The sequence below is a fragment of the Thomasclavelia cocleata genome (assembly GCF_900102365.1).
GTDB classification, from domain to species: Bacteria; Bacillota_I; Bacilli_A; order Erysipelotrichales; family Coprobacillaceae; genus Thomasclavelia; species Thomasclavelia cocleata.
In genome coordinates, this window is sequence record NZ_FOIN01000008.1 from 75,318 (window position 1) to 92,370 (window position 17,053).

At 28.5% G+C, this 17,053-nt stretch carries 16 protein-coding genes and 2 rRNA genes; 4 read left to right on the forward strand and 14 right to left on the reverse strand.

What is annotated here, in order from left to right; translation table 11 throughout:
* Positions 1 to 103: 103 nt before the first annotated feature.
* From BMW96_RS05230 to sufC, 7 genes are read right to left on the reverse strand one after another with little or no spacing between them, the layout of a single operon-like run.
* The gene (locus tag BMW96_RS05230; RefSeq protein WP_092353214.1) at positions 104 to 1,513 is read right to left on the reverse strand and encodes a lipopolysaccharide biosynthesis protein; all 1,410 of its coding nucleotides are present in this window, start codon (positions 1,511 to 1,513) and stop codon (positions 104 to 106) included.
* A 43-nt stretch (positions 1,514 to 1,556) separates the two neighbouring features.
* Positions 1,557 to 2,087, reverse strand: coding sequence for a 5-formyltetrahydrofolate cyclo-ligase (locus BMW96_RS05235; RefSeq protein WP_092353216.1), 531 nt, complete (start codon positions 2,085 to 2,087; stop codon positions 1,557 to 1,559).
* Positions 2,080 to 3,486, reverse strand: a complete 1,407-nt coding sequence (gene sufB / locus BMW96_RS05240) for a Fe-S cluster assembly protein SufB (RefSeq protein WP_092353218.1) — start codon at positions 3,484 to 3,486, stop codon at positions 2,080 to 2,082. Before sufB ends, BMW96_RS05235 begins: the two co-directional genes overlap by 8 nt.
* Before the next feature lie 10 nt (positions 3,487 to 3,496).
* Positions 3,497 to 3,925 (reverse strand): Fe-S cluster assembly sulfur transfer protein SufU, encoded by a 429-nt coding sequence (gene sufU / locus BMW96_RS05245; protein WP_092353220.1) that lies wholly within the window; start codon positions 3,923 to 3,925, stop codon positions 3,497 to 3,499.
* Positions 3,909 to 5,135, reverse strand: coding sequence for an aminotransferase class V-fold PLP-dependent enzyme (locus tag BMW96_RS05250; protein ID WP_092353222.1), 1,227 nt, complete (start codon positions 5,133 to 5,135; stop codon positions 3,909 to 3,911). The genes sufU and BMW96_RS05250 overlap by 17 nt, the downstream gene beginning before the upstream one ends.
* Entirely contained in the window at positions 5,135 to 6,028 is an 894-nt protein-coding gene (locus tag BMW96_RS05255) for a SufD family Fe-S cluster assembly protein (protein WP_092353224.1), read from the reverse strand. The genes BMW96_RS05250 and BMW96_RS05255 overlap by 1 nt, the downstream gene beginning before the upstream one ends.
* Positions 6,028 to 6,843, reverse strand: coding sequence for a Fe-S cluster assembly ATPase SufC (gene sufC / locus BMW96_RS05260; RefSeq protein ID WP_092353226.1), 816 nt, complete (start codon positions 6,841 to 6,843; stop codon positions 6,028 to 6,030). The genes BMW96_RS05255 and sufC overlap by 1 nt, the downstream gene beginning before the upstream one ends.
* A 167-nt stretch (positions 6,844 to 7,010) precedes the next feature.
* Here sufC and BMW96_RS05265 point away from each other — a divergent pair, with 167 nt between their 5' ends.
* A complete protein-coding gene (locus tag BMW96_RS05265) occupies positions 7,011 to 8,090 on the forward strand; it encodes an AI-2E family transporter (protein ID WP_092353228.1) in 1,080 nt (359 codons plus the stop codon).
* Between the two features lie 214 nt (positions 8,091 to 8,304).
* Here the strand turns inward: BMW96_RS05265 and BMW96_RS14780 are convergent, their stop codons facing one another.
* Positions 8,305 to 8,382 (reverse strand): YjcZ family sporulation protein, encoded by a 78-nt coding sequence (locus BMW96_RS14780; protein WP_081721172.1) that lies wholly within the window; start codon positions 8,380 to 8,382, stop codon positions 8,305 to 8,307.
* Positions 8,383 to 8,616: 234 nt separating this feature from the next.
* Here BMW96_RS14780 and BMW96_RS05275 point away from each other — a divergent pair, with 234 nt between their 5' ends.
* The 3 genes from BMW96_RS05275 (at position 8,617) to BMW96_RS05285 (ending at position 11,624) form a co-directional block, all read left to right on the forward strand.
* The gene (locus BMW96_RS05275) at positions 8,617 to 9,612 is read left to right on the forward strand and encodes a peptidylprolyl isomerase (RefSeq protein WP_092353232.1); all 996 of its coding nucleotides are present in this window, start codon (positions 8,617 to 8,619) and stop codon (positions 9,610 to 9,612) included.
* Complete coding sequence (locus BMW96_RS05280; protein ID WP_092353234.1) at positions 9,612 to 10,475, forward strand: hypothetical protein; 864 nt, start codon at positions 9,612 to 9,614, stop codon at positions 10,473 to 10,475. Before BMW96_RS05275 ends, BMW96_RS05280 begins: the two co-directional genes overlap by 1 nt.
* 693 nt (positions 10,476 to 11,168) lie before the next feature.
* Positions 11,169 to 11,624: an HIT family protein gene (locus BMW96_RS05285; RefSeq protein ID WP_257606897.1), complete on the forward strand. Its 456-nt coding sequence runs from the start codon at positions 11,169 to 11,171 to the stop codon at positions 11,622 to 11,624.
* Positions 11,625 to 11,667: 43 nt separating this feature from the next.
* Here BMW96_RS05285 and BMW96_RS05290 read toward each other — a convergent pair whose 3' ends face one another.
* The 6 genes from BMW96_RS05290 to BMW96_RS05315 all read right to left on the reverse strand — a co-directional run.
* Complete coding sequence (locus tag BMW96_RS05290) at positions 11,668 to 12,612, reverse strand: OB-fold nucleic acid binding domain-containing protein (RefSeq protein ID WP_092353238.1); 945 nt, start codon at positions 12,610 to 12,612, stop codon at positions 11,668 to 11,670.
* Positions 12,605 to 14,593, reverse strand: a complete 1,989-nt coding sequence (locus BMW96_RS05295; protein WP_092353240.1) for a glycosyltransferase — start codon at positions 14,591 to 14,593, stop codon at positions 12,605 to 12,607. The genes BMW96_RS05290 and BMW96_RS05295 overlap by 8 nt, the downstream gene beginning before the upstream one ends.
* Positions 14,594 to 14,596: 3 nt before the next feature.
* Positions 14,597 to 15,625, reverse strand: coding sequence for a lysylphosphatidylglycerol synthase transmembrane domain-containing protein (locus BMW96_RS05300; RefSeq protein WP_092353242.1), 1,029 nt, complete (start codon positions 15,623 to 15,625; stop codon positions 14,597 to 14,599).
* Positions 15,626 to 15,639: 14 nt separating this feature from the next.
* Positions 15,640 to 16,644: an LTA glycolipid anchor biosynthesis glycosyltransferase, IagA/BgsA family gene (locus tag BMW96_RS05305; RefSeq protein ID WP_092353244.1), complete on the reverse strand. Its 1,005-nt coding sequence runs from the start codon at positions 16,642 to 16,644 to the stop codon at positions 15,640 to 15,642.
* A 79-nt stretch (positions 16,645 to 16,723) separates the two neighbouring features.
* Positions 16,724 to 16,832: ribosomal RNA gene (gene rrf / locus BMW96_RS05310) — 5S ribosomal RNA — on the reverse strand.
* Positions 16,833 to 16,935: 103 nt separating this feature from the next.
* Positions 16,936 to 17,053, reverse strand: a 23S ribosomal RNA gene (locus tag BMW96_RS05315); the annotation flags it as partial.

Below are 17,053 nucleotides of genomic sequence, written 5' to 3' on the forward strand. Positions count from 1 at the left end.
AAATTGTAGCATACTTTTTTTCTATCAGATAGGAATTTTATAAATAAATTTTCCCTTAAATAAAATAGCTAAAAACATTGTCTAGTTTTTAGCTATTTATAAATTACCCTTTTTTTAAAAAAGATTTAATCATTCCCACAAATATATCTCCAGAAATAAAATATGCATACCCAATAGCTAGTACAACATCCAATCCCCAAAGAATTGGGTCATTAGACCATGCTAATAGTGAAATAATTGTAATTACAATAACTGTTAAAATTGTTAAACGCTTATTTATTCTCAAGCGATAATAATTTTTATTCAAATCAAAAAATCGGTAACCAGCCAAAAATAAGTTAGCTACTAAAGTTGAGATTACAGCTGCTTGAACACCAATTATTTTTATTAAAAATAAATTAATCGAAATATTTACTACTGCTGCCATTGTTGTTGTAATCGACATATTTTTAGCACTCTTTACAGCTACATAGATACTTCCAAAAAATTGTGAAAAACAATAAAAATAAGTAGCAATAATTAATGTTGGTGTATAATCAAATGCACTTGCTAATGACTTGTTACGACATAAAATTTCAAAAATAATAGGTGAAGCAGCCAAAAGTAAAACAGTTCCAGCTGAGACTATACAAAATAACATTTTAAACATATGATTATAATATTTTGCACTATCAGGATCATTTACACTCCTTGTTGCTGAATCAGTCCAAGCAAGATTAAAAGCAGGATATAAGATATTAACAATTGAAGGTATCTTATTTGCAAGTGCATATATTCCATTTGGACCAGCACCTAAAAAAATCGAAATTATCCAGCGATCTGATAATTGATTAATATACCATGATACAGTATTAGGAATAAACGGTAAAGCATATTGTAACATTCTAGAAGCATATTCTAATCTAAAATATTTCAAATTAAAATAACTAAATATATTACACACAAATAATACATATATAAATCCTACTATATCAGCAATTGTTAAAGCAATTAATACTCCAATATACCCAGTTTTAAGCCATAACAAACATATTGCTACTACAATAAAATTAACAATAACAACTAATGCTGCTAAAACAGAATATTCTTTATACTTTGAAAAAGCTCTTAAAACAAATCTAGATGTTGTAGCTATAATTTCAATCCAAATATATCCTATAACCAAAAATTTATAACTACCATTAAATAAATCTATTGGAACAAAGAAGCAAATAATTCCAACAAGCAGCATCAATGTAAAAATCATTGCATAGCCATTAGTAATCACATATCTTTGTTCTTTTATACTCTTAGCATCAACTAGAAATCTAAATAATGCTTGTTCAAGCTGCAACGTACATAACGGAACTATAAACGAAAGAATCGTTGTTGTTACTAAATCCAATTGCCCAAACTGAGCACCTGTTGTAGCACCAGTAATAATTGGTGTGGTTAATAAATTGATAATTCTTGGCAAAAAAGTTCCGATTGCCATAATTAATGTATTTTTGACTAGTGTTTTCTCTCTTGACATAATTTCACCTTACTTTATATTCATCATTATATCAAACCTAAATCTATTTTTCATCAATTATTATTTTTATTGGTAAATCAAACTTTTCAACTGGTAACTTTTCTACTTGTTGAAAGTTAAATGCTAAACCAATCACATTACCACAATAATCCTTTAGATAACGATCATAATAGCCGCCACCATACCCTAAACGATTATGATTTTTATCATATGCTACTATTGGAACAATTAATAAATCAATTTTATTTTTATTTACAAGTCTATTATTATGAGGTTCTAAAATGCCATAAGTTCCTAATTTTAGTTCTTCTAATGAATCAATCAAATAAAAATCCATTTTATGATTCTTTGTTTTTGGCACACATATTTTTTTTATTTTTACCATCTCTTCAATTAAATTAGTAGTATTAACTTCATTTTTAAAAGATACATAAATCCCAATGGTCTTAGCGTTGATAAAATCAGGATGATTTTTTAATTTAGAAATAATAAGATTAGATTTAACAGTGTATATTTCACTACTTAAATCTAATCTTGTTTGAATCATTTCTTTTCGTAATTTTGCTTTATCCAATCCCTTGATCTCCAAAATCTAGTTTTATTAACTGATTTAACTCAACTGCATACTCCATTGGTAACTCACGTGCAAATGGCTCAATAAATCCCATAACGATCATCTCCATTGCTTCTTTTTTTGTTAAACCACGAGACATTAAATAAAATAATTGTTCTTCTGAAACCTTTGATACTGTTGCTTCATGTTCAATAATTGATTCATTATTCATCATCCAGTTAACTGGTATGGTATCACTTGTAGAAATATCATCAAGTATTAAAGTATCACATTCAACTTTACTTTTGGCATTAAATGCCTTTTTACCATGTTGTACCATTCCCCGATAATTAACTTTACCCCCTCTTCTAGATACTGACTTAGAAACAATACTGCTAGATGTATTAGGTGCTAAATGAATCATTTTTGAACCTGAGTCCATGATTTGATTTTCACCTGCTACAGCAATTGTAATACATGAACCTTTTGCTCCTTCTTCCATTAACATACAAGTAGGATATTTCATTGTTACAGCACTTCCAATATTACCGTCGACCCATTCCATTGAACCATTCTTAAATACTTTTGCCCTTTGTGTAACAAGATTTAAAATATTATTTGACCAGTTTTGAATCGTAGTATAGCGACATTTTGCCCCTTCTTTAACAACGATTTCAACAACTCCAGCATGTAAAGAATCTTTAGAATAACTTGGTGCTGTACATCCTTCAACATAATGAATATCAGCTCCTTCATCTACAATAATCAAAGTTCTTTCAAACTGAGCCATTTGTTCTGAATTTATTCTAAAATAAGACTGTAAAGGTTTTTCTAATTTTACTCCTGGAGGTACATAAATAAACGATCCCCCTGACCAAACAGCACCATTTAAAGCTGAAAACTTATTATCATTATAAGGAATAACCGTATCAAAATATTCTTTAAATAATTCTGGATATTCTCTTAATCCACTATCAATATCTAAGAAAATAACACCTTTTTCATTAACTTCTTTTAACATATTATGATAAACAACTTCTGATTCATATTGAGTACTTACACCTGATAAATACTTCTGTTCAGCCTCAGGAATACCTAATTTATTAAAAGTTTCTTTAATTGTTTCAGGGACTTCTTCCCATTTATTTGTTTGTTTATCACTAGGACGAATATAGTATGTATATTCATCAAAATCAACTCGACTTAAATCAACACCCCAAGTAGGCATTGGTTTATCCATGAAACACCGATAAGACTTTAACCGGTATTCAAGCATCCACTCAGGTTCATTTTTAATCTTTGATATTTCAGTAACAATTTCTTCATTAATTCCTTTGGGAGTCTTAAAAACTGAAACATCACCATCATTAAATCCATAAGCATATTCTTGATCAGGAATTTCATTTTTTATATCAGACATATATTTCCTCCTATTCTTGCTCGAGGATTTGTTTAATTCCTGTCCATCCTAAAGTTGCACATTTTATTCGATTAGCTTGTTTATGAGTATTCATAAAAGCAATTGCCTCTTCAAGAATTTCAGGATCATAATCCTTTTCATATATCATATTATAATAATTTTCAATAATAACTTTAGCTTCATCAATAGTTTTTCCAATTAATAACTCTGTCATAATTGAAGTACTAGCAGTACAAATAGCACAAGCTTCACCATCAAAGCGAATATCTTTAATAATTCCATCTTCAACTAAAGCCTGAATATCAATATCATCTATACATGTTTCTGAATCCATATTTACAAATTTATAATTATCATCATCAACCAAACCATGATTACGTGGTGATTCATAGTGATCCATAATTATTTGTCGCATCATCATACTATCCAAAGAAGGCATCTAAAAAGTCATCCCCTTTCTTACAAACCTCAATAAATTTATCAATTTCTTCAAATGTATTATAAAAATAAAATGAAGCTCTTAAAGTTTGACTAATCCCCAAAAATTCATCAAGAATTTTAGCACAATGCTGACCTGCCCTAATAGCAATACCATGTGTATTAAATAATGAAGCTCCATCTTGACTAAAAACCCCTTTGATATTAAAAGCAATTGCACCATGACTATTTGGATTATATACTTCAATATTATCTAATTCCAACAACTTTTCTACTGCATATTGACGTAGTTTTAATTCATATTGATGAATATTATCCATTCCTATCGCCATTAGATATTCAATTGCAGCCCCTAAACCAATTACTCCTTCAATATTAGGAGTACCCGCTTCAAACTTAGCAGGAGCAGTTTTCAATTTAACTAGTCCACAACTTTTATATCTAGAATTACTTCCACCACCCCAACGAGTTGGCTTTGTTTCTTGTAATAAATTATATTTACCATAAAGAATTCCTACCCCAGTAGAACCGCACATTTTATGTCCCGAAAAGACAAGAAAATCAACATCTAAATCTTTTACATCGACTTTTTGATGAGGTATACTTTGGGCTCCATCTACACAAACAATAATCCCCTTTTCATGTGCAAGTTTACAAATCTCTTTAATTGGAGCATTAAAACCTAAAACGTTAGATACTTGTGCAATTGAAATAATCTTAGTTTTATCAGTTATCGCTTTAGCGACATTTTCTAAAGTAACTGCTCCTTCTTCGTTTAAATCAATATATTTAACAACACTACCAATAGTGTCACAAACTTCAAACCATGGCAAAGTATTAGATGCATGTTCTGCAACAGTTAACAATATCTCATCATCTTTATTCAGATGTGTCATTCCATAGCCAAAAGCAACTAGATTTAAACTATCAGTTGATCCATATGTATAAACAACTTCATGATGATCACAATTAATTAATTGTGCAACAAGCTTACGAGTCTTTTCAAATTGAGTATCAACATCATGAGAAAGATCATAATCACCACGATGTGCATTACCTGAATAGTTAGTTAAATAATCACAAACAGCATCAATTACACATTGGGGTTTTAATGTTGTTGCCCCATTATCAAAATAAATTAATGGCTGTCCATGCATTTTAGTTCCATTCAACATTGGAAAATCCTGGCGAATCTTCATTACATCTAACATTAGATACCCACCTTCTCTTTTAACGTATCATTAAATAATTCTTTTAACTCATCATTGTCAATAAACTCAAGAACAGGGATAAAATAACCATAAGTAACTAAATGCATAGCATCTTCTTTACTTAATCCTCTTGACTGTAAATAATATAAGTGTTCTTCATCAATTTTACCAACACTAGCACCATGACTTGCTTTAACATCATATTCATCAATGTATAAATATGGATTAGCTTTAGCTCTACAATCTTTATCAAATACAATAATCTTATTTGTTTGATGACTGCTTGATTGATGGTTAGCTTTTTTTATTGTTCCTATTCCATCAATAACTAAACCAGCTTGATTTTTTACGACACCATAATTATCCATAATTCCTGTAGTATATGGAGCCTCATGAACTAATGATAAAGTAATATGTTTTTTTTCTACATTTCTAGCAAGTGCTGCTAGACGAATCATAGCACTAGCATTTTCACCAATCAATGCATAGTTTATTTCCATTTCAATGCTGTTTGCTGCTAATTCAACATATGCACATTTGACATTGCCATCTCGTTCTACTTTAACATTTTCAATAACTTTTGTCTGAATTAAAGCATCACTTTGATTATCAGCATATCTTAAAACATTTGCATTTTTTGATATTTCAATATTTTTAACAAGTGTTGCGTTTGTTTTTAAATCATATGTTTCAATTAATTCTAACGATCCTTTGATTGTTAAATCTATTGAATACTTTCCTTCTTGATCAATAAGATAAATAATTTGTAATGATGAAGCGTTATCAACAATAATCTTATTATCATTGACTTCAACTTGATCATTACATTTATGACATATAATTGTGCCGTTTTGAACAACTAAATAATTTTTAATACCCTGTAATTGATTCATTATTTAGTTTTCATTCTTTCTTTATTAGCACAACTTTCAAGTAAAATCGGTTTCTTTTCTTCAGTTAAAACTTCAACCCCTAATTCTTTTACCCATTCATAACCTTCTTGATCAATTTTTTCTACTACTTCTTTACCACCACTTAAAATAATTCTTCCATTTACTAGTACATGAACATGACTTGGTGGTACTAACTCAAATAAACGCTCATAATGTGATACCATAACACAGGCAAAATCATTTGATTTCATTTCACCAATCGCATTAGCAACAATTTTCAAAGCATCCACGTCTAGACCTGAATCAATTTCATCTAATAATGCAAATTTTGGTTGTAACAACTTCATTTGCAGTATTTCGTTGCGTTTTTTCTCTCCTCCAGAAAAACCTTCATTTAGATAACGATGTGCTAAATTTTCATCCATTTTTAAATCTGCAATATTTTTTTCTAAATTTCTTACAAATTTAAATAATGAAACTGGTTTTTCTTGATGTGCATTTACTGCTGCTCGTAGAAAATCAGATGTTGTTACACCAGGAATTTCTTGAGGATACTGCATTCCTAAGAAAATTCCTGCTTTACTTCTTTCATCAACACTCATTTCTAAAACGTTTTGATCATCGATATGTATTGTTCCTTTTGTAACTGTATATTTAGGGTGTCCCATAATAACTGATAATAGCGTTGATTTACCATTACCATTTGGTCCCATAATAGCATGAATTTCACCTGTATTAATAGTCAAATTAATTCCTTTAAGAATTTCTTTTTCACCAATACTTACATGTAAATCTTTTATTTTTAAAGTTGACATAATTAAGCCCCTTTCTATTTTCTAATTAATTCTACTAAATAAGTAATTAAAAAACAAATAAAATGATAATTATTAATTAAAAATTTGCTCTTTTCTAAAATAGAAATCTATTTCAATTTATATTATAACCAAATTGTGGTATATTTATATGTAACGGAGGTGTGAAAATGGATTTTTTTAATAAGTTTTTACGAATCATTTCTTCAAAAAAAATTACACATACCTTATTAAATATTATGATCGTTCTTGTTATTATGCTGTTGATTATTGCAACACACGAATTATGGAATGGAGTTATCAGTGCTATTTGGTTAGTTTCTCGACCATTTATTATTGGTTTTACGATTGCATTTGTTTTAAATCCCTTAATTAATTTTATTGATACATATGTAAAAAGACGTTCTATTTCAGTAATGCTGATATATCTAGCAGCTCTTGCTATTTTAATTTTAATTATTTCTTTAGCTGTACCAATGATTTATGATAGTATTTCAGAAATGTTTCCTGCCTTTAATGCAGGCCTTAAAGAAATTGGGATTTTTGTAAAAAATAATTTTAATTATGATATTTCTTCACTAACAAGTTATATTCAAAATATCGTAAGTGAGTTTTTTAATGATTCAACTGTACTAGATACGACCATTGATGTTTTAAATCAAGTATTGATCAATGTTACTAATATCTTGATTTATTTTATTTTAGCTATTTATATGTCTAGTAATTTTAATAATATTCGCCAGACAATGAAAAGACTCGCACATAAAATTGATCATAGTCTTCCTACATATTTAAAAGAAATTGATTTATCTTTAGTTCAATATGTTAAAGCATTTTTTATCGGGGCTATTGCTCAAGCAATAACAACAATGTTAGTATATTTATTAATTGGTCATCCAAATTGGCTAATTTTGGGATTTGTTTCTGGTGTTAGTTCAATTATTCCATATGTAGGACCAATTGCTGCCAATTGTTTAGGTTTAATTACTTCTTTAGGAATGGGAACAACTACAATTATAATATTATGTTTACTAATCTTTATTCAATCTACAGTGATGTCATATATAATTACTCCTAAAATCTATTCTTCTCGAAATGATTTAGGAATTATGTGGGTTCTTTTTGGTATCTTATCTGGTTCATCTTTATTTGGAATGTTAGGCATGGTTATTGCTATGCCACTTCTAGTAAGTGTTAAAGTCACTTATCAAGTTTATAAAGAACATCATTATAATAGTATAACAACTTGATACACTTAGATGTATACAAACCACCTATTTTTAAAAATCTAATATTTTAGTAAATTGAAAGTTGGAAAAAATATCAATATATGAGTAATTTTAGATGTTAAAACACTAGAATTGCTCTTTTTAATACTTTTGGAAATATAAAAAGCTGTATGACAAAGCTGGTTTAAAACCGACTTTGCCAACAGCCTATGATGCCAATTTTTGGCATCTTTTACTAACACATATTACAAATGATTACTAATAAAATAAATAATACTAATACTAGTGTAAAAGAGTTATCTTGGCAAGCCATTGTAATCGCCTCCTTTTTATAAACAATAGATACCGACAATAACTAAAATAATAAATAGTACAAACATGTTTACATTTTTGCATTTACAGTTACTCATCTAATTCCCTCCTACCACCTACATACTATAAATTATGTTAAAATAACAATTGATAGTGTGTTTTTGCCTATTTTATTGAAATTAGATGAAGAAAATAGTATAATCATATCGTTATGGAAAAGATAAGGAGGAAAAATATGAAATTAGGAAAATGTGCTGCTGCTTTAGTAGTAACTAGTTTCTTATTAACTGGATGTGGTAATTCTAAGACAGTTAAAGAAGATGGTAAATATGTTGTTGCCTCTTTAAGCAAAAATAAAAAGGATAAAAATATTTTTGCTGATGATATCTTTAAAGATATCACTAATACAAATAGTGGGAAGAGTGTTTATTTTGAAGCAGTTTTACAACAATTGATGGATGATAAATTTCCAATTGACAGTGACATGAAAACAGATGCTAATCGAACTGTAGATCAAATTAAAGCATATTACGAAAATCAATATGGTGACAATGCAGAAGAACAATTAAATACTATTTTATCTTCTAGTGGTTATTCATCATTAGATGCATATCGTGAAGCTATGGTCAAAGCTTATCAAAAATCTAATTTTTTACTTGATTATGTAAAAAAGAATTTTGATAAAACTTTTGACGATTATTATACTCAAGCTAGCCCACGTGAAGCAAGTATTATTAAAGTTGCAATGGCTGATGTAGAAAACCCTACTGAAACAGAAAGTACAAAATTAAATGAGGTTACAGCATTGATTTCATCAAGTAAATCATTCGGGGATATTGCTAAAGACTATTCTGATGATACTACTACCAAAATGAATAAGGGTGGTTTAGGAGTTGTTGATTCAACTACTGGTATCAGTAACATTTATGGAAAAGATGTTGAAACTAAAATTTTAGCTTTAAATCCTGGAGAAACTAGTGAAGTAATTAAAGGAAACGATGGTTATTATTTTGTTTGTGTAACTAGTACTGATAAAGAAGCTATAAAAAAAGTTATAAAAAAAGATTTATCAATTGATAGTCCATTGTTAGCTTATGATATGTACCTTCCATATATTGCATATCAATCATATGATGTAAAATATAGTGATAAAGATGTTAAAAAATTAGTTAATGGTATCATTGATGAAGCATTGAAAGAACGTGAAACTAATCGAGGAGGGACAGAATAATGAAGAAAAATATAATTCCTTTAGTTGTTGCTGGAACTTTATTAGTAGGTTGCGGTTCATCTAGTGCTATTAACTATACAAGTGAAGTAAGTAATGGTGATAAAGCTGTTATTACTATTGGAGATACTAAGATTACTAATAATGAAATTTATCATCATTTATTAAAACAATTCGGTAGTTCTGAAGTCTTATCTCTGGCACTTACTTATATTGCTGACCAAGAAGTAACAGATAAAGAAGCAATTAAAACTAAAGTGGATGAAAAAGTTGCTTCAACTAAAGAGAGTCTTACTACTACTAGTTTAGATGAAGTTGCTAAACAATATGGTTTTAAAAATGAACAAGAGTATATTGATAAAATCATAACTGTTGGTGTTAAACAAGATTTACTTAAAGAAAAATATATTGACAAAAATTATAATGATTTAATTAAAGAATACAAAGTCAAATATTTAAAAATTATTACTGTTGATACTGAATCTGGTGCTTTAAGTTTAATTGATAAAGTTAAAGAAGGTGCTGACTTTGATACAGTAATGACTGAAAATAGTGGTAGTGATGTTGGAATAGTAACAACTAAATCTACTAATGTTGATTCAAAAATTATTGAAAAACTAGATAAATTCACTAAAGATGGTATTTACAATAAAGTAATTAAAACATCTGAATCTAAATATGCTGTTATTTATGTTTATAATAGTGATAAGAGTAAAATAAAAGATGATGTTAAAAGTGGTTTAGCTTCTGTAAGTGAAATGTCAGCTAAAATGGAAAGTTATTATTTAAAGCAATATAATTTTGATATCTATGAAGAAGCTATTAAAGATGAAATTAAAGAATCTAATGAAGATTATTTAGGATAAGGGGTTTACCCTTATCTTTTTTATGTGTTAAAATATATTCATGGAGGATTTTAAATTTAGTTACATGTTGAAAGGGCATAATATCTCTTATGCCAAATTTACAAACTATTCTATTGTAGGTGGGGCTTCAGTTTTATTTGATATATACTTAATTCTTAACCAACTGATTATATAGATTTTTGGATTGTTTTTAGTAATTTTAATTCACCTATAAAACTTCTCAAATCTTGAAACTATGATAAATATAGATTAGAATCTTTCTGATTATCACAATAATAGAATATCTCTTATCATGTCAATTAATTTATTGTATTTGTCAGTGTTCTTATCTTTTACAACTATACATGCAACCTATTAAAAACATGGTTTAAGATAAACACTAACTTCTCTTTACTAACTAACTCATTGCATCTAGATATGAGAGTTACTTACAAAAATAAATTTTCTATGATTTGGTCTTTGAGATATATCCATATCAATTTCAAAAATAATTGTAATAGATGATTCTTTGTCAACACTACTAAATAATAGAAAAGGTGTTATAACAGCTGAAAGAGTAAAATGTTATTCATGTATGCTTTTTTGTACAGATTATTATATAGTTTCAAACAAAACAAACTGCAAAATTCTAAAACTCACCTCATACTTTGTAATAAATCTCCTTCAAAAAATAAAAGTTTGCAATGACAGTATATTCATAACTATAGTTGCAGTAGAAAGGAACGTAAAATTATTATGGAAAATTGTATATTTTGTAAAATTGCAAGTAAGGAAATACCAGGAAAAATTGTATATGAGGATGAAATTTGTTTAGCTTTTTTAGATTTAAGTCAAACTACTAATGGACATACTTTAGTTATTCCTAAAGCCCATTTTAAAAATATATTAGAAGTAGATGATAAAACACTTATCCACTTAATGAGTGTAACTAAAAGGCTTGCGAATATGATTGTTACCAATTTAAATGCTAAAGGTGTTAATATTTTAACTAACGCTAATGAAGCTGCTGGCCAAACTGTAATGCATTTTCATATTCACATCATTCCTCGTTATAATCAAAATGATCAAATAGAAATTAATTTCATTGATCGTAGTAACGAGGTAAATTTAGATGCTATTTTAAATAAAATAAAAGCTGAGATGAATTAACTATTTATAGTTAGTTCATTTCAGCTTTTTATCACTAATAATTTTAATCCATTTTAGGTTTATAAAAAGCACGATTTTCTAATGCAAAAACACGTTTTGAAAATGATCCTGGTTCAATTAGTTCTAAAGCTTTTTCCAACATATTTATTCTAGCATCCATATTATCAATTAGATAAACAATTTCAGCTTCTTTTACTTGAGGTAACACAGGTGAGCCAAACTCATTTTTACCATGATGAGCTAAAATCATATGTTGAAGCAAAGTAACCTCTTCTCCTTCAATATGCATTTTATCCGCCATCTCTTTTACCATTGCCTGTGAAATTGAAATATGTCCTAATAATTTACCTTCAATTGTATACTCAGGAACAACTGGCCCACTTAATTCTATAGTCTTACCTAAATCATGTAGTGCAATTCCAGAAAATAATAAATCCTTATTTAAAGATGGATATAAAGTACATAAAGCATCTGCAATTTTTAACATACATAAAGTATGATGAGCCAGACCTGATACATACTCGTGATGATTTTTACTTGCTGCAGGATAAATTTTAAGTTTTTCAAGATGTTCATCAAATAATGCTTTAACTAATTGATTTAACTTTAGATTATCAATTCGATTAATGTAAGCTTTTATATCTTTGATTAATTCTTCACCAGTTTTTGGGGCACTTTTTAAATATTTTACTTGTTCATTAGGATCATTAGAAGCAACATGGATTTTAATTATTTTAATCTGACGATCCTCATTATACTTAATTACATCTCCCTTTACTTGAACAACACTCCCCATAACAAGCGTTTCTACTTGTTCATTAGTCGCATTCCAAAGTTTGGCATCTATTGTTCCTGTAGTATCTTGTAGGGTAATGCTTAAATAAGTTGAACGATTTGCACCATTTGTCTTCCCAGTAACTACACGATTAATCAAGGCTTCAATAATTATACTTTCATCACCAGGCTTTAATTCATTAATCTTATTCATCGTTTAAGGCTCCTTCTTTATAAATTAATTCTTTAATATGTTCATAATTGTAACCTTTTCTAAGTAAGGTATCAATAATTTTTTCTTTTAATTGATTTCCTTGATATTTTTTTAAATATTTCTTTTTTTGCTTTATAAACTCTTTTTCTAATGCCATCTGTTCCTTTTGATCATCAAAATCAAAATCATAATCAGCTAAAGCTCTTTCAATTGTTTCAGTTGTAAAACCTTTGATATATAATTTATCACGAATTTTTTTAAGTATTGCTTTATATGAAAATGTACTATTACGATTATAATAAGTATCAATTATCTCAGTAGCTGCATTATATTCATCATCAACATCATTTTCTTCTAAACAGTGATCAATAATTTCACTACTAATACCATAACTACGTAAATTATAGATAGCCTTATTTAGTCCAATTCCTAAACGTGTACAGCGTTTTAAATAGTTTAGGGTATATGCCTCATCATTTATCAAATTCTTCTCCTGAAGCAATTCTAGAGTTGCATCCAGTTGAGTATCGTCATAATCACCATTGTCCATTAATTTCTTTTTCATTTGATTATATGTATAATCCTTTACTGTAAGTAATTTTAAAGCTTTATTATATGCTCTAGTAACTTGCTCATAATCCTTTAAAACATCAAAAATTTCTTTATTAATCTCTTTGCCTGGTTCTAATTTATAAGCAGTTATTACTTTATCACTTATTTCAATAATTATTTCACTTTCATCAAATAAAAAAACAACTTCATTTATTCCATTTTTAATTGAATAAATTGATTTAACAGTATAAGTATAATGTTTCAAATTAATTGCTCTTTGATACACAGCTAATACTTTTTCATAAAAAACCTCACTGCTAAATTTCATTGCATTCAAATACGCTTCTTTAGCCATATTTGAATAATCATTACTCATCATTTTTAATAAAATAGCAACTAATTCATCTGTCTCTTTAAAGAAATATCCATTTACTCCATCAATAATGACATTTTCTAAATTCTTATCATAACGAGCAATTGCAGGTATTCCACTAGCCATTGCTTCTATATAAGTCAAACCTTGAGTTTCAGTAACTGAAGCAGAAACAAAAACATTTGAAAGATGATAGTAACTTGGAACCTCTTTAGCAGGTTTAGATCCAGTAAAAATTACATATTTACTAATATTATCATCCTTTACTAGTTCTTTTAGTTCCTCAAGTTGTGGTCCACCACCTACTATCAAGCATAAAACATTATCATTTTCTTTGACAACCTCTTTCATTGCGTCGATTAATATTTCAATACTTTTTTCCTTTGCTATTCGTCCTAAAAAAGTAATAATAAATTGATCTTTTATTCCATATTGTTGTTTAATTTTACTAATCAATTCATCATTTTTATTTTTGGGATCAAATTTTTCTAATTCCAATCCTGTTGGAATAACATGCATATCTTTATTCAAACCATATTTCTTTAACGCTTCCTGAGTTTTAATTGATGGAACAATTAATTCTGCACTTTTATCACCATAAAATTTACTAATTCTTGTTATCGCTTTTTTTATCAATCCGTCTATTGCCCCAGAATTTACTGGATTTACATAATGGGAATAATCAGCCCACATTGTATGATAAGTATATACGACTGGAATATTTAATGACTCCCCAACAATTCTACCAAAAATTCCAACTCCAAATTCAGTCTGTACATGAATCACTTCAATATTCATCCCCTTAATTTCTCGCATTCCTTTAAATGAATAAATATTACAAGCACGATAACCATACAATGCTTGAATTTCTAAACCAGGAACTCTTAAAATATTATCACTAGGATCATCACAATAATCGCTTTCACTAGGTAATTCACTCGTTACAACAACAACCTCATGACCATGTTTTATCAATTCATCTCTTAAAATCTTTGTTGATGTCGCCACCCCATTAATATCGGGGATATATGTATCTGAAAAAATAGCTATTTTCATAATTTACTCCGATCTATTTATTTCTTTATTAACCGTAAAAACTAAACCACCTACGATTAAACCTAGATAATATGTAATAAAACGCCATATCAGCATAGTTGTAGGTGTCCCAATTGTACCTAATATAGGTGAAAACAACATAAAATATACACCTTCACTACCACCACTTGCTCCTGGTATTGGCACAAAAGCAGTTATCATATAAACAAATGAGCAAATACCGATAAAATCTGGTAATTGAGAAATTGTAACATCCATATGTAGAGCTTTAGCAGCAAAAAAAGGAATACTATACATAATAATTAATTTAAATAAATTAATTATTGATGATTTAATTAATACAGTTTTATTACGTTGTAAAATACCTAATTCATTTCTAAAATTTTCTAATGATCGAGAAATTTTAATTGTAGTATCTTTATAATTCTTTATAATATGAATTCGACTTAAAAATCTAATAATATTATTACAAATAAAATTTTGAAGCCATTTTGACTTTGCTCCCAAAAACAATCCTGCAATAACAAAAAAATTAATTAAAAAGCCAACTATTGCCAATGAAAAAAAACCTGAGTATACAGCACTATAAACTTGATATCTAAATATCATAATAACTGCTGTGAATAGAACTAAAACACTTTGATATACAATAAAAGCCATTAATAAAATACTTGCTGAATTAGTAGGCGTAATTCCTTGACGATTAAATATATAAACCTGCGCAAACTGACCTCCACTTGAAAAAGGTGTTATTCCATTAAAAAAAGTTCCAGAAATAGCGTTAGTAAATCCGTGTTTATAATTATAATCTTTCTTATATAAACGCCCAAAAGTATATAAATTCATTCCATCAAGAAGAAAATAAACCCCCATTAGTACAAATGAAAAAATAATCCATATAGGTGAAGCAGACATTAAAGCTTTTAAAGAGGCTTGTAATTCATCTTTCATGGTTAAATAGATAACTATAGCCCCTAATGTTAAAATCAATAAAATATTTAAAAAATATTTTTTATTCGACTTTTTATCCATAAAATCACCTCAAATTAGAGTCTTAGTGTCTCTTCATACACCTCTAATAATTCTTTACCTATTCTAGATAGCTCTCTTTCTTTAGCTACTTCATATCCGTTATTAACTAAACTAGGAGACTTACCTAAAACTATTTTATTAATAAGCTCAACAAAATCATCAGTATCGTTCCCTTTATAACAATTTACACCATTTTCAAGCCATTTAGAAAATACTGGAATATCTCGTAATAAAATATTACATTTACAAGCTAATGCCTCCAATACAACTATACCTTCAGTTTCTTCACGTGATGGGAAAAAAAAGACATTACTTCTTCCATATGCCCCTTTAATTATATCACCACTTACATATCCAGGCAAAATCACATTACTAGGAAGTTTATCTAATAAAGTTTTAATTTTCTTAGTAGGACGAGACAACTTAACATCTCCAAACCACATAAATTTATAATCAGGTAGTTTCTCTGCAACTTCAACAAAAGTGTCAAAACCTTTGCGTTCAAATAACCATCCTACAGATATAATAATAACTTCACTACTTTTTATATTATATTCATCTATAAACATTTTTATTTGTTCTTCAGTTGGATTAAACTGTTTCAAATCAACACCATTAGAAATAGCTTTTATAGGAATACTTATTCCATAAGATTCTAATAAACCTTTTGAATATGGAGTAGGAGTTATTATATAATCACCTTTAGTGTATAGGTTAATTAACCATTTTTTATAAACACCAGAAACCGAATTGGAAAACATAAATGAATTCTTAAAATCTTCTTCAGTACTATGAGCATGATACACAATTTTTTTATTATTATCACGTGCTTGATTTATCATTTTAAAACTATCTGGCCAGACAGTATTAATATGCAAAATATCATAATCCAAATCATCTTTATCAGTAGTATAAGGAATTCCATTTAGTTCAAGTGCTTTTTTTTGATGGACAAAAGCACGACCTATCCCTGACTTTCTTATTGAATCTTCTTGTCCAAAATATAATTTAATTTTCATTTTATCACCATCGTTATTATACTACAAAATAGAAGTTATTAAAAGCAGTAATTCAAACTCAAAAAAAGACAAAAAAAAGAACCGGCAGCTTGCTATTGTCGCACCGCAGTACTATCTTCGCCGTTATGATGCTTAACTTCTGTGTTCGGTATGGGTACAGGTGTGTCCATCATGCTATCGCTACCAGATCTTCTTTTTTAAGCAATCCCTTTTGAGAATCACTCAAAACCGGATAATAGTTCTACTGCGTCTTTTGTCTTCCTTTTCTCTCAAGCCTTAACCTTTCTTCTCTAGGTTAAGTCCTCGACCTATTAGTATCAGTCCGCTTAACATGTCGCCATGCTTACACTCCTGACCTATCAACCTTATCGTCTTTAAGGGGTCTTACCTACTTTCGTAATGGGAAGTC

Bases quoted from the DNA above. Each gene is read 5' to 3' on its own strand.
- BMW96_RS05230 (WP_092353214.1), bottom strand. From the start codon at position 1,513: ATGTCAAGAGAGAAAACACTAGTCAAAAATACATTAATTATGGCAATC.
- sufB (WP_092353218.1), bottom strand. From the start codon at position 3,486: ATGTCTGATATAAAAAATGAAATTCCTGATCAAGAATATGCTTATGGA.
- sufU (WP_092353220.1), bottom strand. From the start codon at position 3,925: ATGCCTTCTTTGGATAGTATGATGATGCGACAAATAATTATGGATCAC.
- BMW96_RS05250 (WP_092353222.1), bottom strand. From the start codon at position 5,135: ATGTTAGATGTAATGAAGATTCGCCAGGATTTTCCAATGTTGAATGGA.
- BMW96_RS05255 (WP_092353224.1), bottom strand. From the start codon at position 6,028: ATGAATCAATTACAGGGTATTAAAAATTATTTAGTTGTTCAAAACGGC.
- sufC (WP_092353226.1), bottom strand. From the start codon at position 6,843: ATGTCAACTTTAAAAATAAAAGATTTACATGTAAGTATTGGTGAAAAA.
- BMW96_RS05265 (WP_092353228.1), top strand. From the start codon at position 7,011: ATGGATTTTTTTAATAAGTTTTTACGAATCATTTCTTCAAAAAAAATT.
- BMW96_RS14780 (WP_081721172.1), bottom strand. From the start codon at position 8,382: ATGGCTTGCCAAGATAACTCTTTTACACTAGTATTAGTATTATTTATT.
- BMW96_RS05275 (WP_092353232.1), top strand. From the start codon at position 8,617: ATGAAATTAGGAAAATGTGCTGCTGCTTTAGTAGTAACTAGTTTCTTA.
- BMW96_RS05280 (WP_092353234.1), top strand. From the start codon at position 9,612: ATGAAGAAAAATATAATTCCTTTAGTTGTTGCTGGAACTTTATTAGTA.
- BMW96_RS05290 (WP_092353238.1), bottom strand. From the start codon at position 12,612: ATGAATAAGATTAATGAATTAAAGCCTGGTGATGAAAGTATAATTATT.
- BMW96_RS05295 (WP_092353240.1), bottom strand. From the start codon at position 14,593: ATGAAAATAGCTATTTTTTCAGATACATATATCCCCGATATTAATGGG.
- BMW96_RS05300 (WP_092353242.1), bottom strand. From the start codon at position 15,625: ATGGATAAAAAGTCGAATAAAAAATATTTTTTAAATATTTTATTGATT.
- BMW96_RS05305 (WP_092353244.1), bottom strand. From the start codon at position 16,644: ATGAAAATTAAATTATATTTTGGACAAGAAGATTCAATAAGAAAGTCA.